Origin of the sequence: Leptolyngbya boryana PCC 6306, assembly GCF_000353285.1 — a bacterium.
GTDB classification, from domain to species: Bacteria; Cyanobacteriota; Cyanobacteriia; order Leptolyngbyales; family Leptolyngbyaceae; genus Leptolyngbya; species Leptolyngbya boryana.
Map to the genome: position 1 here is coordinate 3,187,410 of NZ_KB731324.1, position 25,840 is coordinate 3,213,249.

The following is a 25,840-nucleotide window of genomic DNA, read 5'->3' on the forward strand; positions in this document are numbered from 1 at the left end:
ATATGCGGATTGCTCTATTTACAGAGACATTTCTTCCCAAAGTTGATGGGATTGTTACCCGACTCAAACATACTGTCGATCATCTGCAAAGACAGGGCAATCAAGTCCTTGTGTTCTCGCCTGATGGAGGTCTAACCGAATATAAGGGCGCAAGAATTCACGGCGTTTCAGGCGTTCCGCTTCCCTTATATCCAGAACTCAAGCTGGCTTTTCCGCGACCTTCGATTGGGGATGAACTCAATCGATTCAAGCCTGATCTGATTCATGTCGTCAATCCCGCAGTGTTGGGATTAGCAGGGTTACTCCATAGCAAATTACACAGTGTTCCGCTGGTTGCTTCCTATCACACCCATTTACCAGAATATCTTCAGCACTATGGGCTGGGTGCTTTAGAAGGTGTGCTTTGGGAATTGCTGAAAGCAGGACATAATCAAGCAGAAATCAATCTCTGCACCTCTACTGCCATGATGCAGGCATTGACCGATCACGGGATTGAGCGCGTGAGACTGTGGCAGCGAGGAGTCGATACTGAAACCTTTCAGCCTCATTTAGCAAGTTTAGAAATGCGATCGCGGCTTTCTCAAGGTCATCCCGAAGCTCCATTGCTGCTTTACGTGGGGCGACTCTCAGCAGAAAAAGAAATCGATCGCATTAAACCTGTGCTCGAATCGATTCCCAATGCTCGCTTAGCTCTAGTTGGCGATGGTCCAAATCGGCAAGTGTTAGAAAAGCATTTTGCTGGTACTCATACGAATTTTGTGGGTTACTTAGCAGGTCAAGAGCTAGCTTCTGCCTTTGCTTCGTCTGATGCATTTGTTTTTCCGTCTCGGACTGAAACTTTAGGCTTAGTGCTGCTCGAAGCAATGGCAGCAGGTTGTCCAGTGGTCGCGGCTCGCTCAGGTGGAATTCCTGACATTGTGGAAGATGGCGTGAATGGCTATCTCTTCGATCCGACCGATGAGAATGGTGCGATCGTTGCCACGCGATCGCTCTTAGCTCAAACCGAAACGCGAGAAATGATTCGCCAAAATGCCCGCCATGAAGCAGAGCGTTGGAGTTGGTCATCTGCAACCAAGCAATTGCAGAACTACTATGAAGGCGTTTTAGCAAAACATGCGATCGCAGCTTGATCCTGATGGAGTTACCTATTGGTATGAGGGAATTTGTCCAAACTCAAATACTCTCCTACGACTACCACGCACAAAATTTGTCGAAGCGATTGCGCGTCAATTGATGCAAAATCTTTCAGCTTGCGAAGGTAAGATGTACGGCGTTTTACTAGCTCAGTCTGCTTCTGGAGAGCAACACATTCTCAAAGCTTTTTCTGGCTTACTAAATGGACGGAGCGTTGTTGAAGGGTGGGTTCCGCCGATTCCGGGTCGCGATCGCGTGCAACTCGAAGAAGCTAGAACTTTAACCCAACTCAACTCGATTCAGCAGCAATTAATTCAACTCTCTTGTATCCCTGAGCGTCAGCAGTACAAAATTCTAGAGACAGAATACAAGCAGAAACTTGAACAACTCTCAATCCTTCATCACCAACGAAAACTCGAACGCCAACAGCAGCGACAAAATCAAGATCTGGCTTTTGAATTAGATGAACAAAGCAAACGCGATGGCATTGAGAAACGCAATCTAAAACGCGATCGCGATTCACATCTCATTCCACTCAAACAAATCATTGATCAAGCTGATGAACAGATTCGTCAGCTTAAACAAAAACGTAAGCGACTCTCGCAGCAACTTCAAGCACAGATGCACGCTAGCTATCGAGTGACAAATTTTGCTGGAGAAACGCGATCGCTCAGCGAGCTTCTCACCTCAATGCCCACGGGAACCGGAGAGTGCTGTGCGCCTAAGCTTCTACATTACGCTGCAACTCATGATTTAAAGCCGATTGCAATGGCTGAGTTTTGGTGGGGTGAACCGATGGGAGACAAAATTCCAGGACAATTCTATGGAGCCTGCGTGGAGCGTTGCCAGCCAATGCTCGGATTTCTGCTTGCTGGCACAAGTTCGATTGAGACAGTCTATCAGGATGATCACCTCGTTGTCGTCAATAAACCTGCCGGGTTGCTTTCCGTCCGAGGGCGATATGGGCAGGATTGTATTCTCGATCGCTTCTCTGAACCGCTCATCCCCGTACATCGATTAGATCAAGACACGTCTGGCTTACTGATTCTGGCGCGCGATTCACACAGCTACAAACGCTTAAGCCAGCAATTTGAACAGCGCCAAATTCATAAAGTCTACACAGCGGTCTTAGAAAAAGAAATTGCTGAGTTAGAAGGTCAGATCGATCTGCCTTTATGGAGTGACCCCAGCGATCGTCCAAAACAGAAGGTCAATTATCAGTTTGGTAAACCCTGTTTGACCTATTTTCGCGTCCTGAGTTCATGCCAAGTTGAATTTCGACCGATTACTGGCAGAACGCATCAACTCCGGGTTCATGCAGATCAAGGATTAGGATCAGCGATCGTCGGCGATCGACTGTATGGGAATCCACAAGGAGATCAACGCTTACATCTGCACGCACGAGATATTCGATTCACCCATCCGATCACAGGCGAAACGATCGACTTGACAACAAAAACGCCTTTTTTTTGAAAAAAGTGGTGCGCGATGCAAATCTTTTGTTACGATATACATCGCGCGCAGTAATATGAATTGTTGGCTACTCAAGTCAATTATGTCTAATTGCTGAATCGTACACGCTGGTGTAGCTCAGTTGGTAGAGCAGCTGATTTGTAATCAGCCGGTCGCAAGTTCGAGTCTTGTCACCAGCTTTCTTCTAACCCATACCCTGTCAGGATCTCAGGCATTCTGAATATCCGGGAGTACCCCGGAATATGGCAGAATATACCCTATATTTTAGGGAAAGTTTAGGGAAGACAGGGTAAGTGGTTAAGGGTAAATTGACTGTTGAGGCAATCAATGAGCGGTTGAGATCCGCTAATGTTGGAGTGGCGGTTCGACAAAAGGGAAATCGCCTTTACCTGCGGGCGACCCTTCCCCCTAAGCCAAATTCTCATAAAATCCAGTTTCATCAACAGGATGTTTCGCTCAAAATTTATGCGAACCCCGCTGGTTTGGAAAGGGCAGAGGCAGAAGCGCGAAAATTGGGTGCGCTTATTGCCTGCAAGGAATTTGATTGGCAGTTGTATTTAGATCGTGAAGAAAATTCAGACATTGCTACGTGTCAAGCCTGAATTGAGAAATTTAAGCAGTATTGTCTAGATACTCAGTTAAAAGCCGAAACGCCTGAAGCTTCTGAAGTACTTTGGAGAAAACGCTACTATAATCCTGCTTTGAAGTGGCTACCTGCAACATCTGAATTAAGCCCATCTGCAATAATTTCAGTTGCTCAAAGATCGAAGCCAAACACGAGATCACGACAGATTGCTTGTACCGTCCTACGACAGTTTGCGAGATTCGCTCAAATTGAAGTCGATGTCGGACCTTACATCGGAAACTATAGCCCTAAGAAAGTCGTAAAAACGATTCCCACCGATAAGATTATTTCTCAAGCCATTGAACAGCTTCCTAACCCTGCTTGGAGATATCTTTACGCATTGATGGCAACCTATGGGCTTCGTGATCACGAAGTATTTTTCACTGAACTTGAGTGGCGAGATAGTGAGTCCGGAGAACGAATTCTAGTCGCAAAAGTAACGGATGGTAAAACTGGAACACGAGAGGTCTATCCATTCTATCCAGAATGGGTAGAACGATGGCAACTCTGGAATAAGAAGCTTCCTAAACTTACTGCACGAATCAATCAGGATTATGGCGAACGAGTTTCCAGAACATTCAAACGTGCAGGAATTCCCTTTGTTCCCTATGATTTGCGTCATGCTTATGCAATTCGGATATCAGTAGTATTCAAGTTACCTGTCGCAGTGGCGGCTGCTTATATGGGGCATAGCCCAACAATTCATTGGCAAACTTATAATCGTTGGATTAGCAAGGAACAGCATCAACAGGTTTATGATGATGTGCTAAGAGATGAGGATAGACCTAAGCCGCCTTAGCCTGCCCGTCGCCGTTCAGGACGTTCAGAAAGCCTCTGCTGACATTTATCAATGTGAAATTGATAGCGAGGTAGTCTTGCTTGAGGCTTACGACGATCGCGAACTTCATGTCCCACTCGTAAAAGACCAGAACGAACCGCTTCCCTCAACTGCTCTGCATCTTTCAGTCCCAACAGTTGATAAGCCGGATCGGTATCAAACCACTGGCGCGTAACAGGAACTTGAGAGGTGATTCCCAGACCTAACATTTCGGACAATACTGCACGCACTGCTTCTTTAAGCTGGCTTTCAGAGATATATTTCTCAGCTTAAGGGGTGACGACACGACTGAACGGTAGAAAGGATGCCGGATAGCAGCATTGAGAGACAGAAAAAATGAGGTGATTCCACTTGTTTCACCCCATCAATCTAAAAGATGTTGCCCTCATTCTATCAAACCTGTTTACAATCGCAATTAACGGAAGCGCAATTTGTGACGCTAGAAATCTTGGTCGAACTGTTGCAAAAAGAGCGAAGAATTACGATTGAACGGATAGCGACCCTGTTTCCGCAACCGATTCTATTTGAGAGCAGACGGCGGAATATTCAGCGATTCTTGAGTCTGCCGCAACTGACTCCACAAGCGATCTGGTTTCCGATTGTCAAGCAGTGGATCAAACGACATTACTCAGGTAGAACTCCGCTTCACCTGGTGGTTGACCGGACGCAATGGCAAAACCATAACTTGATCATGGTGAGTCTTGTATACCAGAAGCGGGCAATCCCATTGCACTGGATGTGGCTGAACAAGCAAGGACAGAGTTCGCTGGCTGAACAACGAAAAGTGTTATGTCCGGTATTTCATCTGTTGAAAAAGTATCGCTTCATTTTGCTCGGAGACCGTGAGTTTCACAGTATCGAGCTTGCTGCTTGGTGTGTGGAAAAACAAGTCAAATTCGTGTTCCGTTTACCGAAAAGTACGACCATCAAACCGAATGACAGCGATGCGTTTACTCGCCTCGACGATTTGCCACAAACGCCCGGAATCACTGAGCAATATCTGCACATTCAAGTCACGCAAAATCGCGGGTTCGGCAAGCATAATTTAGTCTTGCGCCAAAAACGCGCCTACCGTCAATCGAATTCTGATGCTTGGTATCTGCTGACCAATCTCGTCGGTGCCGAACAAACTCTGAAAGCTTGCTCTAATCGCTTCTCCATTGAGCCGCTGTTCAAAGACTACAAATCCGGTGGCTATCATCTCGAAGATTGCCATGCCGATTCACGCCGATTCAATGCACTACTGGTTCTGATTGCCATTGCTTATTCGCTCTCAACGCTTCAGGGACGACGCATTCGCCAAAAGCAAGTGCAATGCTACGTCGGTCGAGTCAAGGAGCCGAAGCGAACCCGAAACCGACATAGCAATTTCTGGATTGGCTTGTATGGCAGGTTGTGGATTGAACCCTTGCAATTGTGGTCAACTCTGGCGACCAAGTTGATGGCACTCAAGCCGCAAAAACGTCCCTTTTTTCAGCGAGGTCTCAATGCCATTTCCTTGATCCAGTCTGCTCTCTAGCTTCGTTGTCACCCCTTGAGATTTCTCAGTCAAGATAGCTGCTCCTACAATCCTTATATTCTGCCAATCGAGATTATATTATAATATAATTAATCACATTATATTATAATATCAGCTAGTTTCTATGATTGCTTAGAAAGCAGCTTCGATTCGTTGTGACAACATGCAGTCGAGCCGGACTAATCAAGGTTTGGTTTCAAGTTCATCCTTCCAACCACACTCACATTCAGCGATCGACCCAGCGAGTTTTTGACCACAACAAGGACATTTCCCAGTGAAGAGAGGATGCCACATCAGAAGTTCGAGTTTTTCGGCTTTGGTGAAGCGGTCTAGAGGTTGAAAGATTGGTTCTCTTACGTAGAAGGATTCTTCGGTCATAAGTACTTGTACGCTTTTACGCGATATCGTCTTCTGAATTCGATGAGCATGAATCGCCCAAATGTTCAAGAATTTCGCGGGTTACTCCTGTTACGCCCCTATAGTTCAAATTCATTATCTCACCCCGCAGCGAACCGTTTTCCCTTAAATTAGACACCATTCCAGTTAATTCGTGTCCTACGTAGCGCGTAATTACAACTACTAAATCGCACTCAGAAATCTTTTTTTTGAGACGGCTTTGATCAATCGTCTTCTCAGAAAATGGGGGGATTTCGACAACGTTGTTTAGCCCAGATTTTTCAAGTCGAGACAATACACAGTTACGCATTCTTTGGTGTCCTCCCACGATCGCAATACGAAGATTAGACGAATCTAGCCCTGAACTATCCGGTGCTACCCATCGAGGAGGTTGATGGATGTGAGCAACCTTGAATTGGTTTTGAAGCCAGTCTAGCTGCTCTTGCAAATCCCAAACCTCGAATTGCAGGTCATCACGCTCATCAGAGATAGATTGACGTGTTTGTTCTAGCTGCTGAATGCATTGATTGAGTTGTTGGTTATCATCTTCGAGGCACTGTTCATAATCTCTTCCCCACCTTTGAGATTGTCTTGTTTCTTGGCTGGCAAGTTGTAACGTACTGAGTAATTGGGTAGATTGAATCATCTGAGTACGAGTAGCCTGAAGCTCAGTTTCTAAGGCAGTAGAATGCTCCATAGCTGCATTCCGTTCTTGAGAGAGAGCAGCGATGGAAGCATTTAGGGTTTGAATTCGGTTGCTCGATTCAGTTGCTTGTTGATTAGCAATTTTGAGATCATGACGTAAGCGCGTTAGGTTTTCAGCGGTTTTTGCATTCTCCTGTTGCTGAATACTAATTTGGTTCTGAAGCAGAACGATTGTTTCTAACTGCTCCCGTCCTTCAACTTTCGCTTGCTGTGCTTCTTCTAGCTGGAGTTCTAGATTTCTCAGATGCTCTACATTATGCTGCTGCTCTAATTCCGTTTGGATTAGCTTGTTATGATATTGAGCGATTACAGCTTCTAACTCTTGATTGCGCTTCTCTTGCTTTGCTCGGTATTGTTCTCGCTCTGACAAAAGAGAGGACTTTTCCTGTAATTGAACTTGAAGGTCTGATTGTACTCTCTGGGCATCGCGAAGAAGAGTTGCCTCCCGAACTCGTTTTCTATAAAGCAAAAACTCGACCAAGACCCAGACCAATAAAGCCACATTCAGAGACAGCATTGAATTCACAAAGTAAGCTTTATGAGTGCCACTCGTACTGAAAGGATTCTGTATCCAACGCCAATAATCATTTAGAAATGTGGGCGGAATACCGCGAACATAGTAAACGCGCCCAATAATTTGACCTGAGTTTCTGTTACCAGTTGCATCCCGATTTTCTTCGTGTGGACTCTTAAAGCTTTTTTCCGTTTTTATTGGGGGTGGATTCATTAAGAAATCGTAGGAACTTTGAGGTAAGCTCTCCACCGTTAAGCTCGATCTCCACTGGTTCTTCGAGTTTGAAGCAAAAAGGATTTTTTGACCAGGGCATTCAGTTTGAGTCGTTGTGCAGTCTGTCACGACAAGTCCGAACAGGCCATAATTACTGTCCAGAGTACGTTTTAGCTCGTCAGTGTCACCTTTCATTAAGGCTAATGACAACTTTGCAGGTGCTATGTGAGACAAAATATTAAGGTCAACTGTTTGAACCCGTCGTATTGTTCCATACCAGTAGCCCTGATAATCACTAGTATTGATTACTGTAGAAATTCCGAAACCTGTAGCGATTGCAGTCATCAAACGCCATAACGGACGAGTAGATCGTTTCATCCTAGGACTCCCTTAATCTGGCAGGGTGTGGCAAAGAACGCTCTCATATTGAAAATCAAATAACTAGTCGCATTTGCTACACTTAACCCCTCAGAATGACTGCATTACTACCCCATATCCGGAGATCCTAGAAAAAAGTTCAGTAATGTTTACAACCCACAATAATTCTGATTACCTCTTCCAAAATTGATTCGACTTCCCAGCTTTAGAAAAGAGACAGAATATTTGATCGATCGCGCGAAAAGCTTCAATGCTCAAGGAATCGCCTGGAACGAAATGGAGATCGTCTACCGCTCTAAATTCATGGGTGAAAATATTTACAGTGAGTTTGAACAGGTCGGCATTCCAATCGAATGGGTGAATCGTGACAGCGAGAGCCGAAATTACAATCCCACTGCTCAAAGCATCAAATTAGTAACAATGCACTCTAGCAAGGGCTTAGAATTCCCAGTGGTCTTCGTTCCGGGTGTGGGATTTATGCCGACTAAAGATCGCTCCCCTGAAGAAGAAGCGAGATTGCTTTATATAGCAATGACAAGAGCGATCGATGAATTGGTGATGACGTGCGATCGAGAGTCAGAATTTGTTCAAAGGGTTCAGGTTGCCATAAACCGAATCTAAGATAGTTCAACAAAAAAGCCTGTGGAGTAGTAGATGCGATCTTTTCACAGGCTTTGAAGCAATTTAACGGGTTTCCCAGTGACCCTCAACCCAGCGACGACCAATGCCTAAAAAGCCGCGCTCGTAGTGTCCAGGAATCCAGACTCTACGAATATTTTGGCGATTTCGATCCCAGCGAGAATCAATAGGGCGATTTCGATCCCAGCGGACGTTATCACGACGATTCTGCTCCCACCGAGAATCATTCCGTCGAGAACCATCTTGCCGCCGAAGTTCATTCTTCCGAAGCTGCTCACGACGAATTGCCTCTCGTCGATCGCGATTTCGTCGATCCTCGTGTCGTTGATTGCGATTCCGATGATCTTTGTATTGCTGGTTGCGGTCACGTTGGTTATCGTAGCGTGGGTCGTTGTTCCACCGCTCGTCGTGTTCGTCGTATCGTTGGGCTACGACGACAGGGGGGTGTCTGTCAAGTTGATCAGTTGCCGATGCAGATCTAGTCAATGCAGCAGACATTCCGAAGGGCAGAGCAAACAGCACGATAGCAAGTTTGCGGTTCATCATCAAATACCCTCGCGAGACTTTAAGTTTGCAGACTTGAAAACCCGAATAAGGTTCTCTTAATTCACAATTCTTAATTAAGAGAGGGCTAAAATCAACACCCACTGTTTCTAAGCTTCTCTTCCAGCCACTCCCGCAACAGTACAACTTTATTCTTGCCTTCTCTCGCTGCATAAATAGAGAATCGACGGTGTAAGGATTTAGGCAAATCCGCAGTGAAGCGGATCATTTTTTCTTTTGTAGGCTCTGTTTCACTCATCTGGAGATCGTCCACACTGGCAAGTTCTCGTACCGCTCCAGGACTGACCGCAATCTGGACAAGCGTTCTCTAGCTTTTCTTCGTGCCACCATTTTTCAGGTTGGCTCAGCCCAGTGAGACGATATAGCCAAGCATCATCATTCTGTCGATACCATATTGCTTCGATCGTTCCTCCCTGCTGAATCGGAACCATCCAAGCCGGATCGCCAAAATCAAACTTGTGATCTGGAAATAGAGGTCGGGTCGGTCGCGGGGTAGTGTTCTAGATGTGTGGGCATAACGTTATACTGCTCGCCCGAACTCATGACGATTGATGAATAATCCAATCACAGTATCATGCATCTTCTCAGTCTTGGAAAAACAGATCGTCTTTCTGGCAAGCCGCTTGATCCGAGTTCTCAAAGTTAGATGTTTCCGCTCAATGCGCTGTGTGTTGGCTTTGCCAACCGTATGGTGCTGCTCATCTAGCAATCGCAAGTAAGCTCCCCAACTATCGGTGTAAAACCGTTGAATCGAAAAAGGAGCTAACAGTTGCTGAAGTTGCTTAAGAGCTGAGTCTTCATGGGTGGCTAGCACATAGGCAAGGACTTTTCCAGTTTGATGGTCAATCGCGTGCCACAACCATCGTTGATGCTGCTTTGACTCGACAAAACTCCACATCTCGTCCATCTCCGCCGCCTCGACTCTGACGACCATGACTGCAGTGTTATCCGGTTGGTGCTGTTCGAGCAGACTTATGTTTACTTGTTCAAGTTGACTTGACTTTTTTTCAGCGTTTCAATCACAGTCGTTGGGCTAATCTTCAACACTCTGGCGGTATCACGAATACCACTGCCGTTGATTGCCATGTCGCTGATTTGCGCTTTGACTTCAGGCAGTCGTCCTCGATAGCTAAAGTTCAAGATAAATGATCGTCTCGAACACTCTAAGTTACGGCAACAATACCGTTGTTTTCCAGCAGCACTGCGACCATGCTTAACGACATCCACACTCTGGCAATCGGGACATTGAACAGGTTCTAGGACCATCTCGACTCAGCCCTCTAACACATCGTTTTCATTCTGCCATATATCCACATATCTAGAACACTACCAAGGGGTAGTTCCTGGCTCAATCGTCTTTTCATGCATTTTTTGTCTTAAAAGTCTTTCAAAGACAGGCAGACATGAACAGGCTTCACAGGTTGGGTGAGAACCAGGTCGATCGCATCCACATACGGGCGACCAATCTTCTAAAACCCTGTGAACGGCTGAGCGATATCGGGCTGCGGTTTCCTGTAGAAGAGAAGCAAGTCTCAATTGGAACTCCAGATTAGAATAGAGGAAATTTGCTGACGAACAAAGTGGCGATAAAACCCTGAAGGCTATACGCCTGTAAGATTGAATAGGGCTAACATGACCTTAGTTACTTTCTCATCAGGATTATATTATTAGATAATATATTATAAGAAAATACAATTCTAGATTCTTCGATCTTGTAATTTGTTACAGGTTCAAGTAAAAGATTGTTGAATCTGAATACGGTTGGTGTATCAGACAGTTACTTATGACTCACATATGAAGCAGGTCTATTGGCAATGAAGTTCGCGAATGCTTTTAGGGATACAATGTTTCGGTTTAAACTGACCGGACTTGAAATTGCTGAGAAAACTGGTTTAACTACTACACAAATTAGCCACTTTCGCAATGGAATTAAAAACCCAAGAATAGACAGTGTAGAGAAGATTCTTGAGGTGTTCACCCAAGAGCAGCGCGAATATATGCTAAATCTGGTCGCTAAAGCCTACAAGGATGAAACCATTGCTTCTGAAGCTGCAAAGGAAGAAGAGTAGGTTTAGCTTCAATTCACGATCAATCCGAATCTCGTCCCCTGCCGATGACAGGGGATTTTTTATTGTGCCATTGTCACCTTCCCCTTTCCGTGATTATACAAAAGTATAATAGATTATATTTTTCTATAATCTACTCGTTCTAAATGGAAACTCATCACATGAAGACTTCTCAAGAGGTTGCTGTGAAATTGACGATCGAAGATATTCGCTATGCCCGTCATATTGATCTTGCCGCTCTAACTGGGTTTGGAGCGAGTGATTTTGCGGCATGGACGAAATCGAGAGGGCTATCAGAACGAAGCTTAAACGTGCTTGCTGAACAGCTAGGAATGGAGAAAACAGACCTGCTTAAAGGGCTGGAATTAAGAAGACAAGATGCTGCACTCGCAAGAAAGGTGCAGGAACGAATCAAGCAACTCATTGCAACTGAGCCTGAGAAAGCAGCTTCTTAATCTCTCAAGCGTTTGACCTTCAGAAAGTAAACGCCCTACCTGTTTGGAGCAGATAGGGCACAAGTATCTTGTTTTCTAAATTATGAATACTCAATCTTCGCCTATTCACTCGACATCTATCCAGAGTGAGAAATCTTCACTGTCTGTAGTAAATCACACACAGCCTTCATTCAGTTCGATTACGACTTCAGAGGTGCAAGATGTCTAAGCATTATCCTCTGACTGCTGAACTGGCTCAAACGCTTCGTGCTGCCAAATTAACTGCCGCAGAATGGCGACTCTGGAGCTATTTAGTGACGATCGATCCCTTTGGTGAGCATTACCAAGACCTCGATCTACTAACCATACTGACCGAGTGCAATCTTTCTAAGCCAACGTTCTATAGAGCGATCGCACGACTTCAAGAACTAGGACTATTCGATACTCAACATGCCAAGATTGCGTTCCGCAACTTAGTCGGAGCTAGAAAACTTTTGACAGAAAATAGTCTCAAAAACGAGACTCCAGTATCAAAAATGAGAAAGTCGTCTCAAATTTGAGAAAGTTGTCTCAAAAGCGAGAAAATGAAGCGCTAGAACCCGCACCAGATATAGATTCTGGATCGCCTCATATAGATCAGACTAATCAAACTGATCCATTTCTCTCTCAGATCCCAGAAGCAGAGAGAGAGAAGTTTGAAAAGTTTTGTAAGAAGAAAATAGAAGAATTACCAAAGCGTCCAACTTTACCGAAGCGATGGATCGAAGCCCACCTCAAAACGTTGTGGGAGCAGTTCCAAATCGAGCGTTCCACCACGCCTGTGCCCGATATTGACTGTCAGTACATCCACTCCAAAACGAGTACCTTGCTGCCCTAAATGATGAGGGGTTGGGTTGGATCGGGTTATGCAGCGATCAGGCTGAGAAACGGAAGCGCAGATCGTTCTATGAATGGGCGCAGCAACAAGGCTTGTATTAGGGAGGATTCATCATGTCAGACCTCCCTCAATTTCCCAGAGAACCGATTTCTTCTCCAGAGCAACAGCACGATCGTCAAATGTGGCGACCGGAATGGACTTGTTTTTGCTGTGAAGACAGTGGATTCATTGCAAGTAGTCTGATGCCCCTGATCGTCCCGGATTATCGACCCAATGAGGATAGGTTACCGCTTTGCCAAAACTGCTCGGCTGGGAACTGGGTGCAGGGATCATCGCCAGGAGTTTCGGGAACGATTGATTGGCGGTTTAAACGCGAGATCTGTGCCGAACTCGATCGCATCAATCGAGAACAGTGGCGTATTACGTTACGGAATCAGTTTGAGGCGAGACGGCAGGCTTTAGCGAAAATTCAGGACTTGACTCAGCAAATGAATTTGAGGCAGCGCGATCGCACTTGGCAAGAGACTCAGAAAGCTGAACAAGATCATCAGCAAGTGATTCTAGAACCGGATGTCGATCAAGCTGAGAAGCCAGAGGGAGCGGTATGAATTATCGTCTTTCTTCTGTCTGCGAATCACCTGCGGAATACGAATCACAGCCTGATCAGAAGTCGGTTGAACTCGCCGGACATCAGCGCGATTCAACCCGGTTGCAACTGAATCTCTTTGATCAGGAGGAGTCGGAATCGTCCCCAAATGGACACGCTACAAAAAGAGTGCTGGGGGGTGAGGATGACACTACAGGTATTAAGAAAAGACCCCCCAGCACACATTCTTGTGGGTGGATCGAGTTTCATACCGTGCGACGTAAGCGGAAGAATGGGGATATTTGGGAGACGAAACAGGCTTGGCTGCACTGGGAAGAGAAGGGACAGAAGCGATCAAGGTACATTCCCAAGGCGAAGTATGCGGATGTGGAGAATTCGGTTTATGGAGTGCGATCGCCGATTGGGGAAACGTTGAAATTGTTGGAGAAGTGAGGTGAAGTTTTCAACGCTGGAATTCAATCGAATTTTTCCACTTGGGAAATTATGTAACGAAAGATGTAGTGACCGAACTGTTCACTAAACAGTTCGCAGTAAGCTACAGTATCACTGAACAGAGAAAAAATGCTCTAAAGTTTTCTAGTTGGAGGATGTAAATCTCAAACTAGAGGAATGATATTCAGGAACACAATTTTTATTTCTGCGTCGGAATAGTCTAAGCTTCAGGCTATTGCTTGGTTCGAGTGTAGGTGGGTGCAATGTTGAAGTTGTAAAAGCTGCATCTTGTACTACTCAGGTCTCTGAGTAGATGTGAACTCATGAATTTTAAGAAGCTTTTGGATGGAGAGAAGCAACCTCTTTGCTTTATTGAGTCCTTCGATTCGGTTAGATATGCGGAACTGTCAGAAAGAGATTTAAATAAGAGAAGAGTTCAAGCGGAGATTGAACTGATTTACTCACTCTTGCTAGGAAGGCGTATAGTAGTGCCTGAACCTCATAGTTTTGACTCTACTGGTTTTTTAGAAATTGTCACTGATGCACTGAGAGTGTGCCCCCGAAAGTTAGACAGAGAGTGGATTTGTTATCCTTTCCTCCTCTGCCCTCGGCAGGGGTATGCTTCATATCGTAGGATGATTTCCTCATTCTTCGAGAGCGAGAATTTTGTTCTTTCTGCACTTCCTGGGCTGAATCAAGACACAAGTCTAAGAAACAGGCTTGCTGGAATGTTAGAAAATGATAGCTTTACCAAGATTGAAAGGGAGATGGCTTCTGATGGTTCACTCTTGCACTTCTTTTCTCAAATTCAGGAGCTGGATCACTACTTTTCAGAACGTTACTTTGAGAACGAGGGAAAGCTTACTGCTCGAAATCTTGGTTCTGCAATGTCTGATTACGTTAATAACCTAGCGAATGCTACTAATCTTCCTGATCAATTAATGGATCAACCAGAATTTAGAGGATTAAGAGAAGGATTACTTACCTTGATCGATAGAGGTGTAGATGTTACTAGGCGAAGCAATGTACGCATTGAAGGACGACAGTACATTGATGATGATGAAATCTACTCTGGTGTAGTTGAGTATGTTGATAGCTGCTACAACGCTGTGATCTATAAGGCAGTGGGAGCGCAAACAGGTATCTTAACCACAATCGAGTCTACAACCAGCACGTATGTCATTCTGGCTCAGAATCTTAGTGAAGAAAGTGCAGAACTTGGAGAGCGAGATCAAATCAGAATCTCGATTACAGGCGACGACTTATTGCTAGAAAAATGGATTAGATCGCGAGAAAGCAGATGGAAAGAGATATGGGAAATTATGCAGAACGACGAGTGGATCTCAAGCGTTAGAAACTTTTTAGGGGCGAGTGAGGAATCCAAAAGGCTAGCTTATGTAGCACATACGAAAAATCTGCAAGATCTTACACAAAAATCAACACATTTTTCGTTTGAAGAGACTGAAGAACGTGGTCAAGAGATGCGGGCAATTTGTGAAAGCGAAGAAATTGCGTCTTTTGAACATCTATTTGAGCCAGATGAACACTTGAACGATTTTGATGATGAAAGTGATGATGGGTATATCGACGGATCTACTCCTGGCACAGACTTGTAGTACAGCACTAACCTTTTAACGAACGTATGACCTCTCACAGTAATCACTATCTATCGCGTTTACCAGAACAGTTTCGCTACTTAGGCAACTACAAATCAGGAGAAATCGAAATTGCGACTGACTCAGAAGTTATTGGGACAGTTCAAGCAAAACTTCGATCTAAATCTATTGCTTCATCAGAGTCCGCTCCGCAGGCTAGTGAGACTGGAATTGTGTTTGAAGATGATTATATTCTCGTGATTCGAGATCCTGTCATCTTCAAGAATGGACAAGCTGGAACATATCTCAGAATTATTGAACGAGCGTCGTTGACGGGTAAAGCTGGAGTTGTCATGCTCCCTGTGCGAGACAACTTAGTCTACCTCAATAAAATCTTTAGACACGCGACTCGGCACTGGGAATTGGAATGCCCTAGAGGATACAGAGAAGAATCTCAGACTCTTGAAGAAGCTGTAGAAGCTGAGCTTTCACAAGAACTAGGGCTTGAGATTGATGCTATCTACAATCTTGGAGAGGTTTACTCGAATACTGGACTCCTAGCAGGTTCAGCACAAGCTTATTTTGTTCGATTAAAGCCAGGAGATGCAGCTCCTTGTCCTGAAGAGGGAGAATCCATTTCGGACACCGTAACGCTCACCACTCAAGAGGTCAAAGCTAAGATTCGTAGTGGTGAGATTCGCGACGGATTCACGCTTTCAGTATTACAACTTGCTCAAGCTCATGATCTACTGACAGATGATCGGGGTATCTAGCCATGCCTGACAATTATTGCAATATTCTTGCTGAGGGCGTTAATCGATGGAATACTTGGAGATTAGAAAATCCTCGAATCAAAAAGCCGAGTCTTAGAGGTTTGCGGCTTGACCAACTAAAAGGTGTCTCTCACCTAAATAACGCAAATTTTCGCGGAGTTGATCTCTCAAAAGCTAATTTAGCAAGAGTCAGTCTGCTTAACGCTGATCTAACGGGTGCTAACCTCAGTAATGCCAATTTGAGAGGAGCGATTCTAACGGGTGCAACCTTCAATGGGGCTATACTCTACCAATCTGATCTCAGCTTTGCGGAATTAGGAAATGCCAACCTTGTTCGTTCTCTGCTAGTTGAAGCAAATTTTAGCCATGCAAAGATGCAAAAGGTTAATTTTCGCCGAGCAGATCTTTGCTCGGCTCAGCTTGATTATGCAGATTTAACAAATGCAGATCTGAAGTCAGTAAAGGCGTTAGGCACTTCATTTGAGAAAGCGATTCTTACAGGAGCTTGTATTGAGAACTGGCACACGAACAGTGCTACAAAACTAACAGATGTAGTTTGTGATTACATCTATTTAAAGGAAAGGCAAGGAGAGCGCCGTCCGAGTGACCCTAACCAGGTATTCTGCTTAGGAGGGTTTGGCACGCTCTTCCAAAAAGCTCTTGAAACCGTTGATCTCATCTTCGCGGATGGTATCGCCTGGCAAGCCTTTTTCCAATCTTTTCAAGAACTGCGATCGCAATACAATAATCTCTCCATCCAAGGAATTGAGAAGAAAAGCGGTGGAGCCTTCGTCATTCGTTTAGAAGTGCCGCCAGAGGCGGATAAGGCAGCGATTGAGAGTCATGCAAAAGAACTCTATGAGACGAGACTACAACTCCAAGAACAACGCTATCAAGCCGAATTACAAGCCAAAGACGGTCAGATTTCGCTATACCAAGAACAACTCGAATTTCACCGACAAAACAACACGAATTTAATGGAGATTGTCAAAACAATGGCTGAGAAAGAATCCCCTAAATATGACTTTCGCGGTTCGAGCATTGGTAACTTTGTTGATACTGCCCAAGCAGGTAGTCAAATCAGCAATGTTCAATATGTCAACATGAGCCAAGACCTCACCCAAGCGGCACAGCAAATTCAGGATTTATTGCAACAGCTTCAGAATCAGGGTGTTACGGTCGAGGATGCTCAACAGCAAGTCTCGACGGAAATGGCGAAGCAAGCGGAGACAGACCCTACCCTGATGGGAAAAATGGTGCTGTGGAGTAAGGCGATGGCAAATAAAGCCAGTGAGACAACCGTGAGTGAAGCAGCTAAGATGGTTCTTACACTGGCATTGAAGGCAGCAGGCATTCCCCTACCATAAGCGTTGGTGCTTGATTACCTAGATTGACAACGGTTGAAGACCCACATCGTATCACCGATGAGAGGATTGCTCTCTGAAATTGATTGCCTTCTGTTGTAATAATCACGACTGCCTAAACCGTTGATAAAGGCGTATTTGGGGACGATGCTTTCCCGTCCTAATAGCATTGAGGCAGATTTGAGATTGCTATCAAAGAAGTTGATTATAAAGCTATTGTCCTGCCAATTCTCGGAAGTAGCCCTAGTATCTGCAAGTGAGGTTGAGCCATATCCCTGTGACTGTGAGAGATTGAACCGATATAATTCGTCCTGAGACTTGCTTCTAAGGACAGCCGTAGCATAAACTGTCACACTTCTCGAAGTAGGTGGTCTGAAAACTAACTCAAATCCCTTTCCATTTCCATCTCGGTATACAGCCTGAGTTAGTTTGCAATTCTGGGCATAAACGGGAGTCGCCAGAACTATTGTGCTGATTGCAAACAATACGACGCTTGGTTTCATTTCTAAGTACCATCACTAATAAACCGTGATTGATTATACTACTCTTGATTTTTTTCTAACGTCTTCGCAGGAATAGCCTGATTTGTTACGGAAATGCAACTGAATGGAAAGCAGCAGTTTTATGCTGTCAATCTACGAACAAACAAAACAGGGTAGGAAGAAATCATAATGTCAGAGAGTTCCCATCCATTCACACTCGAAGACTACCCGCAATTCGCTCAACATTTCATCGTTGGACTGGCTTAGAATGATTCGCAGGGGAGCAGGCATTTGTTTATTGGTATAGGAATCTCCCCTACTCTTAAATTTAATTACCCTCTTCTAGTTATGACCCTGAGAGAATTGATTGATGCAGAATTTGATCAACTGAGTGAGCAGGAGCTTGATGAGCTTTACAGAATTGTTGAGCAATTTGTCATTCAGAGGAAACAATCAAATAAGGGTGGAATCATGAGCCGACTGAGACAGATTAAAGTGGAAGCTCCCGAAGATTTTTCAGCGAGCCTGGATGCGTACATGAATGGCGAAAAGCAACTCTCAGAGCAATCAGATATTCATTGATACGCTATGCAGTGTTGCGAACACGATAAAGAGCGAAGTAATGATGGGGATGTTCAAACACTACAGAACTGGAATGGCAGCCTACGATCTCTGTCACCTGCCCACAATTCGATCGCAGTGGTCAGCATTCACGGCAGAACTGAAAGAGTTCATCACTGAGCCAAGTTTAGATGAGGGTTCGGATGTATTGCACTCCTTTGGTAGATTAGTTTGGAAGCTGACAGGTATTCCGCTTCAGTGGTTGGCTTATCCGACAGTGAGGAAGCATGGGCAGCGGTTTGCTGAGACGGGGTGTATTCGCAGCAGGCGGAATTGTGAGGGGCGATGTTGCGACAGAGATTATTAATTAACCACAGAGAATTCTGAAATACTCAAGGAATTGGCTGTATCAGTTGAGTATTGAGTCTCCATTTCAACGATGACGCAACCAACGCCCCCAGAATCGACGAATAATAATTCAGAAAAAAGCTAGAGTTACAAAAAAATACAAGTCCTTCATTGCCTTCAGCCGCAAAGTCTCGTTATGAGAAAAAGAGATCGCCGCTTCACAGATTTTGGAACTGGGCAGGCTTTAAGGAAAAAAAGCTGTGGGATGTGTTGCAATTGTTGATTGTGCCGACTGCTTTGGCGATCGGTGCGTTCTATTTGCAGGAAACGTCGAAACAGAGAGATTTGGAGATTGCCCAGGCGAATCGGGAAAAGGATCAGCAGATTGCAGACGATCGAGCGAAACAGGAGACGCTGAATCGATATTTTGACCAGATTTCGACGTTGTTATTTGATCGGGGGCTACGGACTGCGAAAGCAGACGCTGAATCTCGAATTGTTGCACAGGCACGAACGTTAACAGCTTTGAGAGAACTGGATGGAGAGCGACAAGGACAACTCATCAAGTTTCTACATAAAGCGAAACTCCTTCAAGCGAAAAAGCCAGTCCTCGATCTTAGACAAACGAATTTGAGAGAAGCAAATCTGAGTGGAAGCAACTTATCTGAAATCGATTTAGCTGGGGTTGACCTAGTTGGGATCAACCTATCTGATCTAAATTTACCTGATACGGATTCAATTTTGTCAGCCGAGCGCAAGATGGGAAATAAGGAGCCGTCTAGAGTGATGATTTTTCGGTCTTATGAGAATCTTGCAAGATTGGAAAAGACAAATTTAGATGGAGCAAATTTGAGCGGAACAGACTTACGTGCAGCAAATTTAAGAAGAGTGAATCTTAGTAGAACAGACCTTAGTAAAGCAGATCTTAGTATGGCGGATCTCAGAGATACAAATCTAAGTTTCGCTAACTTGAAGGACGCAATTATGTTTGAGCCAATTCTAGATGGGACGCTGCTCTGCAATACCATAATGCCCGATGGTACAAAGAGCGATCGCGACTGCGACAAACTCAAAACTAAGAAATGAGCTTTGATGACTGCTGACCCTAGCACGATTAACGATACCAACGATATGAGCAAAACCGAATTTCATCCCTGCCCCATCTGTTCAACTCCAGTACCACATTGGGCGCGATACCCAAAATCAGTCTGCCACAACTGTTTCGATAAAGCCTGTGACGATCAAGGGCGAAAGTTGGGCTTCTATAATGTCTCCGTGGGTGGTGGATTCAAAGCCATAGTGGTTGAGACTGGCGAGGAGAACGAAAACCACATCTGTTACATCGAAAGCGTAAAGTGCTGGGCAGATGAAGCGCGGTTTGGTGGAATTGTAATCCAGCCCTTTGAAAGTTGAAAACCATCACGCTACTGCTGAGGAACGCGATCGCGGATAAAGTGAGGGTGCGATCGCGCTCCTGATCCTTTCAAAGCACTAGCAAGCAAAGTAAACTGATCCCCGATAGGTCAAGGTCTGACATTGTGATGTTGCACGCTGAGGAGCCGCAGAATTTTGTTGATATTTGACTCCTCGGTAAATAAGGGTCGGGTTGGAGGGAGCCACTTGAGCGCTGGTGGAGTTGGAGTCGTAAGAGCAGCCACGATATTTCAATTGCATGATAGATCTCCTTGGGGGTAAGTAGAGGCATGAAAGAGAGCAAAACTCAGAGGGTGTTATCGCTCTCTTGATTACTTCCACGATGAAGTTCTGAAATTTATGCAGCCAGTTTGGAAATCTGCGCGATCGCTTCTCTTCTGTCGATCGCTTTCTCCTCATCGGGCACTTTGACAGGAGCAGTTTTGTACTATCTCATGCTGTCGATATACGAACAAACCAAACAGGGACGAGGAACGCGATCGCGCATTCTGGCAATTCTCAATGAGACAGACGGACTTACCCGCAACGAATTAGTTAAGCGATCTGGACTGACCTATGAGCAAGTAAGGCGACAGACCCAAAACTTACATATTGCCGGAGCGATTGAGTCTCGATTAGTTGAGGGAAAGCGACGATATTATCTGAAAGAGTCTTCTACTACGCCTGTATTGGTTGGATTCCTTCTGCTCGTATGGTTGCCAATTTTGCATTCAACGATCGAGGTAGAGCCTATTAAGATATCACCCTATGATCAGCGAGATTCCTAACTGAGATTGAGAATTAACTGTAAATAATTACAGTGAGAAAGATTGAACCGAACCAATTCAATTTTGGAATATTCCGATTTCTGGTCTTCATCAAGTCTTTACGATCGTTGATCGGAATTCCGGTAGAGTCTCGGACACGAATTTTTTTGCGAGACTCACATAATATGCACAGTTGATTCAAATGTTTTCCGCTATGACTGACCAGAATTCCGCTGCTGTTGACCAGAATTCCACTACTGAGATGCAGTACCGACCGGACGAAGTTCAACGAGAATTTGATATTAAATCTGCTCAGTATTACGAGCGATTAAAGTTTCTCGGCATCAAAGCTCACAAGGATGAAAAAGGAAAGGCTTACCTCGACCAATCGCAATTTGATCGAATGAAGCGACTCGATCAACACATTCGAGAAACCGGAGAAATGGATGGATCTATTGATAGTGAAGGTGGAGAACTTGCACCTGTAAATCCTACCAACCTCGCAGCAGTGGAAGGTAGTGACCTGGCAGAACCGATCCCCGCAGTAGAAGAACCGACCATCGAGAATGGTTTAGGCAAGCAAATCTTTCGAGCAGCCGCTGAACTGAAGGCTTCCGAATTGGCAATGATTCCGCAAGTCGTTCGAGAAGTCGCGAACCGGATGACCAAGGACGATCTACCTGAAGACCTTAAAGCGCAAGTCGAACGTACCGAGGAGGCAACTCGCCCAAATTTTCATCCAAGCGCGATCGCAGACAAGTTACTCGATCAAATGCGCCAGAGCCGACAAACAGCAGCGTAAATCAAGACGCGCTCGATAAAGTGTGTGCTGTGGTCGAATCCGGTCACAGCGTTCTTGTCATTGGAGAAGCGGGATCAGGAGTCGATGATCTCGCTGTTTCTGCTCGCGATCGTTTCGAGGGTGAATTCACCTGCGCGACTGAAACCTATAAGGGCACGACGAAAATCTTCTTCAAGTCGCTGGCTGAACAGGTTGGATGTCCGATTGAAATCGAGGTCGGCGAGGGCAAGTTCAAGCCAATGAGCGTCGATGAGATGAAGGATGAAATTCTCTCGAATGCTTCTGATGATTGGTTGTTCATCCTGCCTGAAGCGAAACGACTTCCGGCGAGTATTCGGTACTGGTTGGAAGATGCGATCGCATCCGGCGTAAGAGTCGTTGCATTCAGTCCGATCAATCCTGGTCGTGATATGTTTCTGCGGATGTTGGAAGTCGAGCTAGAACTGCCATCAGACGCTCATATCCGCAATGTGATGACATCGGAGGCACAGAGACTCGGATTGCAGATTGATCAGTCGCGAATCGCAGAATTACAGCCACTTGCGGGACGAAACCCGATGATTGCGCGGAAAGTGATTCAGCGCGAAAAGTTGGGCATGAAGCAAGACAAAGTAGAACACACCCAAGGAATTGTAATCATGCCGATTCTGGTTGCTGCACTGTTCTCGTTTGCGGTCGTGCGATTTGTGGGGCTGGGAACTGGGAATAAAGGACTCTACATCACAGGGAGAGTGTGTTTGACCGTAGGAATGGCGTTGAAGCAGTTGAGTAGAGTTTCGGGAACTAAGAGGAAGTTAGGGCAGTGAGGACGTTGAATCTATTACTGAAGAAGTTTGATGAGTATGGGTTTGAGGATTTTGCGGTCTTTGCCGATTTTGTTGTTGTGCTGTTTGCGAATAGCGATCAATGGGAGGAATTACCGGATTTGGTTAGGGCTGAGATTCTTGAGCTTTTGGGACGGCAGCTTGAGAATGTACAGCAACGCGAAGGATGACCGTCAGAACTTCTGATCTTCATGGCTCTTTGATTCACAAATTAATTCTTTGCATTATCCAAGACTGATTTGCAGACCTAAAATTTAGTCATCGTATCGATGGCTTTATCATGCGTACTTTTTCGACTATTGTTCTTGCGACGATCGGTTGGATTGGACTCAGTAGCATTTCCAGTCCGCTCAATGCGACGATCGTTAGTAACTTTGAAATAACAGTTGATCGATCTTTTGATTCCGATCGACTGCCGCCAGTCGGAACAAAGGGCTTTGGAACTTTGACGTTCGATGAATCCCAAATTCAGTACAACGAGAATAACTTTTTCGATCCCTATGCACGACCACCGTTTGGCTACTATGCTCAGAGACCAACTAGCCTCTCCCTTGATTTCTTCAACCGTCGCTATACACAAGTGAACGACTCCTCGATTGGTCGTTCTACTACTTACTTTTCATTCAACCGAACCGATACAGGAAGCTATCAACTCAAGGGTTTTCTGGTTGGCACGAGTGATGAAAGTTCATCGCTTGCCATATCGAGCAATGGCTTTGCCGCTGCATTTAATAATGCTGGTCTCGCTTACGGCACGGTGCAATTGACGAGTTCTGAGGTAATCCCGGAGCCTAGCATGATCGCAGGAGTTCCGGTTGCCTTGATGTTCGGCTGGCTTTCCCACCAGAAGTTAAAACGTAGACGCTCTAAGACGATCGTTCTCAAATAAGGCTGTACTAGAAACAGCGAGGGCAATCTAGAAGCAAGTTTCAGAACTCTTGCTCCTTATGATGTCCGTGACTCATGCCGCGATCGCAACCGCAGGTACTTCCCTAATCCTCGGAACCGCTGACCCCCTAGCACTCTTCCTATCGCTCATTGGATCACAGATTCCAGATTTAGACACCTCCACAAGTTATGTCGGGCAAATCTTCTTTCCTGTGAGTCGATGGATAGAAGCGCGATTCCCACATCGAACGATCACACACTCCCTGATAGCCACTGGATTACTTTGCGCGATCGCTCTCCCAATCGGCTATTTCACCAACAATCTCCTAATCTGGCTCTCCCTGCCACTCGGACACCTGCTAACCTGCATCGCTGACTGTTTCACCGTCAAAGGCGTTCAGTGGTTCTATCCAGTTCCCGCTTGGTGCTGGAGTGTGAGCAATCCGAAACGGAGAATCACGACTGGGGAGCCGAGCGAGTATTGGGTTTTAGTTATCTCGATCGCGCTTCTCGTTGTGGGATTGCATCTTGGGAGCAGTGGCGGACTCACTCAGCAGGTTACGACTGTTTTGGGCATGACCGATGGAGCGATCGAGGTTTACAACAAGAAATCTCCAACTCATCACGTTTGGGCAGATGTAAAAGGGATTTGGGCAAGCGATCGCACCCGCGCTGATGGAAAATACTTCATCGTTGCCAATGAAGGCGATTCATTCATCGTGACGGATGGTAAGGGCGAATTCTTCAAAACGGGTCAGCAGATTTTGACAGAGCGGATTACTGCGACGATCGGCAACCCTGCCACCACCCAATTACAAACGATCTCATTCATGGATGAGGAAATCGCGCCGAAACTTCAGGAGATTGTGGCATCACAGCCCAACGCTTTGATTTTGCTGAGTGGCTCGATCGTGGTTGATCTGCCAGAGAATGTGAGAATTCCGATCGAGGCGAATCGATTCCAAACGGCGAAATTGGTGGATAAGACGGTAACGATGACGTTTCACCCGATTGAATCGGCTCTACAGCAATTGGGTGAACAGTATGTGACGGGAACGTTGACGCTGAAGGCAATTAGTCCGCGACCTCAGTGAAGTTTCGTTCAGAGGGTTGCTAGAACGATCACTGGAACTTGGTCAAGCTGTTTCTCGATCGCATCATGTGAAAGTGTCTACCTCATCCTTAGAAACGTGGGAGTTGCTTGATTGACTTGGTGCGGTTCAACTCAATCGTTATACTGCTTTCGTCTTGAATGATGGCAGTGGTTTAGAGGATATCTGTTTTTTGCAAGCAATCTGGAAAAATATAATTTTCCTGTGTAGCAGTCTGTGTTTAGCTCCTTACATCGTTGTATGCAAAACAAAAAGCCACAGAGCAAACAGAATAATTTACCCACGCTTTTGTTGTCGATCGCAGTTACTCTTTACCTATTGATGATGGCAACGACATTTGGAATTAGTTCGTACTTAATGCTTAATCCAAGAGGAGCCACACAAACAAGTGTAAGAGATGATATTGAGAAGGAGGTTGATCGCTCTTACACTAGATTTTTCACTCAGTTTAATTTTGCAGTATTCCTAATAGGTATCTCTGTTTGGGTTTTAAGACAAAGTGTAATCAATAACCTGCAAAGTGAGCTAAGGAAGCAATTCAAAGAAGAAGTTGAAGAAGAGTTTAAGAAAGAACTCAAAAACTTAAAAGAGGAAGTCGAGAATGATTTTGAGAAAGACCTTGACAATTTACGCAGCGATCTAGCTGCTCAAAGGCAGAAGGATGAACTTATTCAAGAAATTTCAGTCTTCTTACCATCACCAAATTCATTTTTTCAGGAAGAAATCAAACCTGAAATTCAAGAAATGCTGACAGAATTGATAGTTAAGCTTCAATCTCTTAAATCTGGAAATCCTCGATTACGTTTGACATTTGAGGATTATACAAAATGGGGAGATGGCTTGTTTTACTTAGCGAATTATCAAGTTTTATCAGACTATCAATCAATCAATGCTTGGTTCAAAAGAACTGGCTCGACAAATCATGTAGAAGAAGACAAGATTATTTCGCAATATGAAGAAGCGATTCTGAAATATGAACAAGCAATTGAGATCAAAGAAACTTATTATGCCTATCTTGGTTTGGGAAATGCGCGAAGAATGGCAGGAGAATATAAAAAATCTATCGACTGCTATGATCGTGCCATTCAGCTTGAGCAGCTTCCTTTCGTAGCATTAGTTAATAAAGGTCTTGCTTACAGAAGATGGTACAACAACGAGCAAGAAGGAATGAGTAGGGGAATTAAGTGCTTTGAACAAGCAACCTTAATTGCACCTAACTATCCTAGAGCCTGGTACAATCAAGCTTGTTACTATGCTTTTTTAGGTAATATTGAAGAAGCTGTAAGAAACCTAAATCAAGCAATAAATCTTGCTCCATCAAAAGCTAGGCAGCTAGCACGAAAGGATTCAGATTTTGAACTAATTAGGGAGAGGGAAGAATTCAAAAAATTACTTGAAGAGTTAACAGCATGAGTTGGAGTATGGTGATTGAGCAAAATTTAGGTTTGTCAAAAAACGGAAGTCGATCAATGTCTAGAAGGTTGATCATAAAGACAA

The 25,840-nt window shown here is 44.9% G+C and carries 33 protein-coding genes and 1 tRNA gene; 27 read left to right on the forward strand and 7 right to left on the reverse strand.

Translation table 11 applies throughout. The annotated features are described in order from the left end of the window. The first annotated feature begins 2 nt into the window (after window positions 1–2). The 5 genes from LEPBO_RS0116020 (at window position 3) to LEPBO_RS41770 (ending at window position 4,031) form a co-directional block, all read left to right on the forward strand. Window positions 3–1,130 carry a glycosyltransferase family 4 protein gene (locus LEPBO_RS0116020; protein WP_017288576.1) on the forward strand — a complete coding sequence of 376 codons (1,128 nt, stop codon included), beginning with the start codon at window positions 3–5 and terminating at the stop codon, window positions 1,128–1,130. Beyond that, a complete protein-coding gene (locus tag LEPBO_RS0116025) occupies window positions 1,114–2,607 on the forward strand; it encodes an RluA family pseudouridine synthase (RefSeq protein WP_017288577.1) in 1,494 nt (497 codons plus the stop codon). The genes LEPBO_RS0116020 and LEPBO_RS0116025 overlap by 17 nt, the downstream gene beginning before the upstream one ends. 106 nt (window positions 2,608–2,713) lie before the next feature. After that, a tRNA-Thr gene (locus LEPBO_RS0116030) sits at window positions 2,714–2,786 on the forward strand. 114 nt (window positions 2,787–2,900) lie between these two features. Further along, window positions 2,901–3,209: a hypothetical protein gene (locus LEPBO_RS41765; protein ID WP_017288578.1), complete on the forward strand. Its 309-nt coding sequence runs from the start codon at window positions 2,901–2,903 to the stop codon at window positions 3,207–3,209. Between the two features lie 99 nt (window positions 3,210–3,308). Then, window positions 3,309–4,031: a site-specific integrase gene (locus LEPBO_RS41770; protein WP_017288579.1), complete on the forward strand. Its 723-nt coding sequence runs from the start codon at window positions 3,309–3,311 to the stop codon at window positions 4,029–4,031. On the opposite strand, the gene LEPBO_RS0116040 is transcribed toward LEPBO_RS41770, so the two are convergent. After that, window positions 4,028–4,300 (reverse strand): hypothetical protein, encoded by a 273-nt coding sequence (locus LEPBO_RS0116040; RefSeq protein ID WP_144056210.1) that lies wholly within the window; start codon window positions 4,298–4,300, stop codon window positions 4,028–4,030. The genes LEPBO_RS41770 and LEPBO_RS0116040 overlap by 4 nt on opposite strands. 146 nt (window positions 4,301–4,446) lie before the next feature. On the opposite strand from LEPBO_RS0116040, the gene LEPBO_RS0116045 reads away from it, so the two are divergent. Beyond that, complete coding sequence (locus tag LEPBO_RS0116045) at window positions 4,447–5,589, forward strand: IS4 family transposase (RefSeq protein WP_017288581.1); 1,143 nt, start codon at window positions 4,447–4,449, stop codon at window positions 5,587–5,589. Between the two features lie 394 nt (window positions 5,590–5,983). Here LEPBO_RS0116045 and LEPBO_RS42365 read toward each other — a convergent pair whose 3' ends face one another. After that, complete coding sequence (locus LEPBO_RS42365) at window positions 5,984–7,795, reverse strand: coiled-coil domain-containing protein (protein ID WP_144056211.1); 1,812 nt, start codon at window positions 7,793–7,795, stop codon at window positions 5,984–5,986. A gap of 186 nt (window positions 7,796–7,981) precedes the next feature. On the opposite strand from LEPBO_RS42365, the gene LEPBO_RS0116060 reads away from it, so the two are divergent. Beyond that, a complete protein-coding gene (locus tag LEPBO_RS0116060) occupies window positions 7,982–8,416 on the forward strand; it encodes a 3'-5' exonuclease (RefSeq protein WP_017288584.1) in 435 nt (144 codons plus the stop codon). A gap of 63 nt (window positions 8,417–8,479) precedes the next feature. Here the strand turns inward: LEPBO_RS0116060 and LEPBO_RS0116065 are convergent, their stop codons facing one another. The 3 genes from LEPBO_RS0116065 to LEPBO_RS45610 all read right to left on the reverse strand — a co-directional run bounded on the left by LEPBO_RS0116065 (window position 8,480) and on the right by LEPBO_RS45610 (window position 10,264). Then, window positions 8,480–8,980 carry a hypothetical protein gene (locus LEPBO_RS0116065; RefSeq protein ID WP_144056212.1) on the reverse strand — a complete coding sequence of 167 codons (501 nt, stop codon included), beginning with the start codon at window positions 8,978–8,980 and terminating at the stop codon, window positions 8,480–8,482. A 248-nt stretch (window positions 8,981–9,228) separates the two neighbouring features. Further along, window positions 9,229–9,429 carry a hypothetical protein gene (locus LEPBO_RS0116075; protein ID WP_017288587.1) on the reverse strand — a complete coding sequence of 67 codons (201 nt, stop codon included), beginning with the start codon at window positions 9,427–9,429 and terminating at the stop codon, window positions 9,229–9,231. Between the two features lie 89 nt (window positions 9,430–9,518). Then, window positions 9,519–10,264, reverse strand: a protein-coding gene (locus LEPBO_RS45610; RefSeq protein ID WP_455565126.1) for an IS1 family transposase whose coding sequence is annotated in 2 segments (ribosomal slippage) — window positions 9,519–10,009 and window positions 10,009–10,264 — 747 coding nt in all. Because the reading frame shifts where the segments join, the coding sequence is not laid out codon by codon here. Between the two features lie 137 nt (window positions 10,265–10,401). Here LEPBO_RS45610 and LEPBO_RS42925 point away from each other — a divergent pair. The 13 genes from LEPBO_RS42925 to LEPBO_RS40110 all read left to right on the forward strand — a co-directional run bounded on the left by LEPBO_RS42925 (window position 10,402) and on the right by LEPBO_RS40110 (window position 19,623). Then, complete coding sequence (locus tag LEPBO_RS42925; protein WP_154660830.1) at window positions 10,402–10,551, forward strand: hypothetical protein; 150 nt, start codon at window positions 10,402–10,404, stop codon at window positions 10,549–10,551. A gap of 261 nt (window positions 10,552–10,812) precedes the next feature. Beyond that, a complete protein-coding gene (locus LEPBO_RS0116090; protein ID WP_017288588.1) occupies window positions 10,813–11,067 on the forward strand; it encodes a helix-turn-helix domain-containing protein in 255 nt (84 codons plus the stop codon). A 158-nt stretch (window positions 11,068–11,225) separates the two neighbouring features. Further along, on the forward strand, window positions 11,226–11,519 hold the full coding sequence (locus tag LEPBO_RS0116095; protein ID WP_026148685.1) for a hypothetical protein: 294 nt from the start codon (window positions 11,226–11,228) through the stop codon (window positions 11,517–11,519). A 200-nt stretch (window positions 11,520–11,719) separates the two neighbouring features. Then, window positions 11,720–12,058 carry a hypothetical protein gene (locus LEPBO_RS0116100; RefSeq protein WP_017288590.1) on the forward strand — a complete coding sequence of 113 codons (339 nt, stop codon included), beginning with the start codon at window positions 11,720–11,722 and terminating at the stop codon, window positions 12,056–12,058. Window positions 12,059–12,063: 5 nt separating this feature from the next. Continuing rightward, the gene (locus LEPBO_RS0116105) at window positions 12,064–12,375 is read left to right on the forward strand and encodes a hypothetical protein (RefSeq protein ID WP_144056213.1); all 312 of its coding nucleotides are present in this window, start codon (window positions 12,064–12,066) and stop codon (window positions 12,373–12,375) included. A gap of 113 nt (window positions 12,376–12,488) precedes the next feature. Further along, complete coding sequence (locus LEPBO_RS37245; RefSeq protein WP_017288592.1) at window positions 12,489–12,983, forward strand: hypothetical protein; 495 nt, start codon at window positions 12,489–12,491, stop codon at window positions 12,981–12,983. Further along, window positions 12,980–13,414, forward strand: coding sequence for a hypothetical protein (locus LEPBO_RS0116115; protein ID WP_017288593.1), 435 nt, complete (start codon window positions 12,980–12,982; stop codon window positions 13,412–13,414). Before LEPBO_RS37245 ends, LEPBO_RS0116115 begins: the two co-directional genes overlap by 4 nt. A 323-nt stretch (window positions 13,415–13,737) precedes the next feature. Then, the gene (locus tag LEPBO_RS0116120) at window positions 13,738–15,030 is read left to right on the forward strand and encodes a hypothetical protein (protein ID WP_144056214.1); all 1,293 of its coding nucleotides are present in this window, start codon (window positions 13,738–13,740) and stop codon (window positions 15,028–15,030) included. 26 nt (window positions 15,031–15,056) lie between these two features. After that, entirely contained in the window at window positions 15,057–15,782 is a 726-nt protein-coding gene (locus LEPBO_RS0116125; RefSeq protein WP_017288595.1) for an NUDIX hydrolase, read from the forward strand. Between the two features lie 2 nt (window positions 15,783–15,784). Further along, on the forward strand, window positions 15,785–17,149 hold the full coding sequence (locus LEPBO_RS37250; RefSeq protein ID WP_017288596.1) for a pentapeptide repeat-containing protein: 1,365 nt from the start codon (window positions 15,785–15,787) through the stop codon (window positions 17,147–17,149). A gap of 827 nt (window positions 17,150–17,976) precedes the next feature. Beyond that, entirely contained in the window at window positions 17,977–18,210 is a 234-nt protein-coding gene (locus tag LEPBO_RS0116140) for a hypothetical protein (RefSeq protein ID WP_017288598.1), read from the forward strand. Between the two features lie 73 nt (window positions 18,211–18,283). Beyond that, entirely contained in the window at window positions 18,284–18,556 is a 273-nt protein-coding gene (locus LEPBO_RS41050; protein ID WP_198421423.1) for a hypothetical protein, read from the forward strand. Window positions 18,557–18,708: 152 nt separating this feature from the next. Further along, window positions 18,709–19,623 carry a pentapeptide repeat-containing protein gene (locus LEPBO_RS40110; RefSeq protein ID WP_017288599.1) on the forward strand — a complete coding sequence of 305 codons (915 nt, stop codon included), beginning with the start codon at window positions 18,709–18,711 and terminating at the stop codon, window positions 19,621–19,623. 117 nt (window positions 19,624–19,740) lie between these two features. On the opposite strand, the gene LEPBO_RS44455 is transcribed toward LEPBO_RS40110, so the two are convergent. Further along, window positions 19,741–19,869, reverse strand: a complete 129-nt coding sequence (locus LEPBO_RS44455; RefSeq protein ID WP_263970828.1) for a hypothetical protein — start codon at window positions 19,867–19,869, stop codon at window positions 19,741–19,743. A 159-nt stretch (window positions 19,870–20,028) separates the two neighbouring features. Continuing rightward, window positions 20,029–20,211 (reverse strand): DUF4278 domain-containing protein, encoded by a 183-nt coding sequence (locus tag LEPBO_RS43350; protein WP_071596168.1) that lies wholly within the window; start codon window positions 20,209–20,211, stop codon window positions 20,029–20,031. Between the two features lie 194 nt (window positions 20,212–20,405). Between LEPBO_RS43350 and LEPBO_RS0116160 the strand changes: the two genes are divergently transcribed. The 7 genes from LEPBO_RS0116160 to LEPBO_RS0116190 all read left to right on the forward strand — a co-directional run bounded on the left by LEPBO_RS0116160 (window position 20,406) and on the right by LEPBO_RS0116190 (window position 25,756). Further along, the gene (locus tag LEPBO_RS0116160; RefSeq protein ID WP_026148687.1) at window positions 20,406–20,738 is read left to right on the forward strand and encodes a helix-turn-helix domain-containing protein; all 333 of its coding nucleotides are present in this window, start codon (window positions 20,406–20,408) and stop codon (window positions 20,736–20,738) included. 193 nt (window positions 20,739–20,931) lie between these two features. After that, window positions 20,932–21,519, forward strand: coding sequence for a hypothetical protein (locus LEPBO_RS0116165; protein ID WP_017288602.1), 588 nt, complete (start codon window positions 20,932–20,934; stop codon window positions 21,517–21,519). A gap of 29 nt (window positions 21,520–21,548) precedes the next feature. Next, window positions 21,549–22,325, forward strand: coding sequence for a hypothetical protein (locus tag LEPBO_RS0116170; protein ID WP_017288603.1), 777 nt, complete (start codon window positions 21,549–21,551; stop codon window positions 22,323–22,325). Next, window positions 22,322–22,513 carry a hypothetical protein gene (locus LEPBO_RS0116175; protein WP_017288604.1) on the forward strand — a complete coding sequence of 64 codons (192 nt, stop codon included), beginning with the start codon at window positions 22,322–22,324 and terminating at the stop codon, window positions 22,511–22,513. Before LEPBO_RS0116170 ends, LEPBO_RS0116175 begins: the two co-directional genes overlap by 4 nt. 110 nt (window positions 22,514–22,623) lie before the next feature. Next, on the forward strand, window positions 22,624–23,232 hold the full coding sequence (locus tag LEPBO_RS0116180; RefSeq protein ID WP_017288605.1) for a PEP-CTERM domain protein: 609 nt from the start codon (window positions 22,624–22,626) through the stop codon (window positions 23,230–23,232). 58 nt (window positions 23,233–23,290) lie between these two features. Beyond that, window positions 23,291–24,325 carry a metal-dependent hydrolase gene (locus tag LEPBO_RS0116185; protein WP_026148688.1) on the forward strand — a complete coding sequence of 345 codons (1,035 nt, stop codon included), beginning with the start codon at window positions 23,291–23,293 and terminating at the stop codon, window positions 24,323–24,325. A gap of 258 nt (window positions 24,326–24,583) precedes the next feature. Further along, window positions 24,584–25,756 (forward strand): tetratricopeptide repeat protein, encoded by a 1,173-nt coding sequence (locus LEPBO_RS0116190; RefSeq protein WP_017288607.1) that lies wholly within the window; start codon window positions 24,584–24,586, stop codon window positions 25,754–25,756. Window positions 25,757–25,840: the final 84 nt, after the last annotated feature.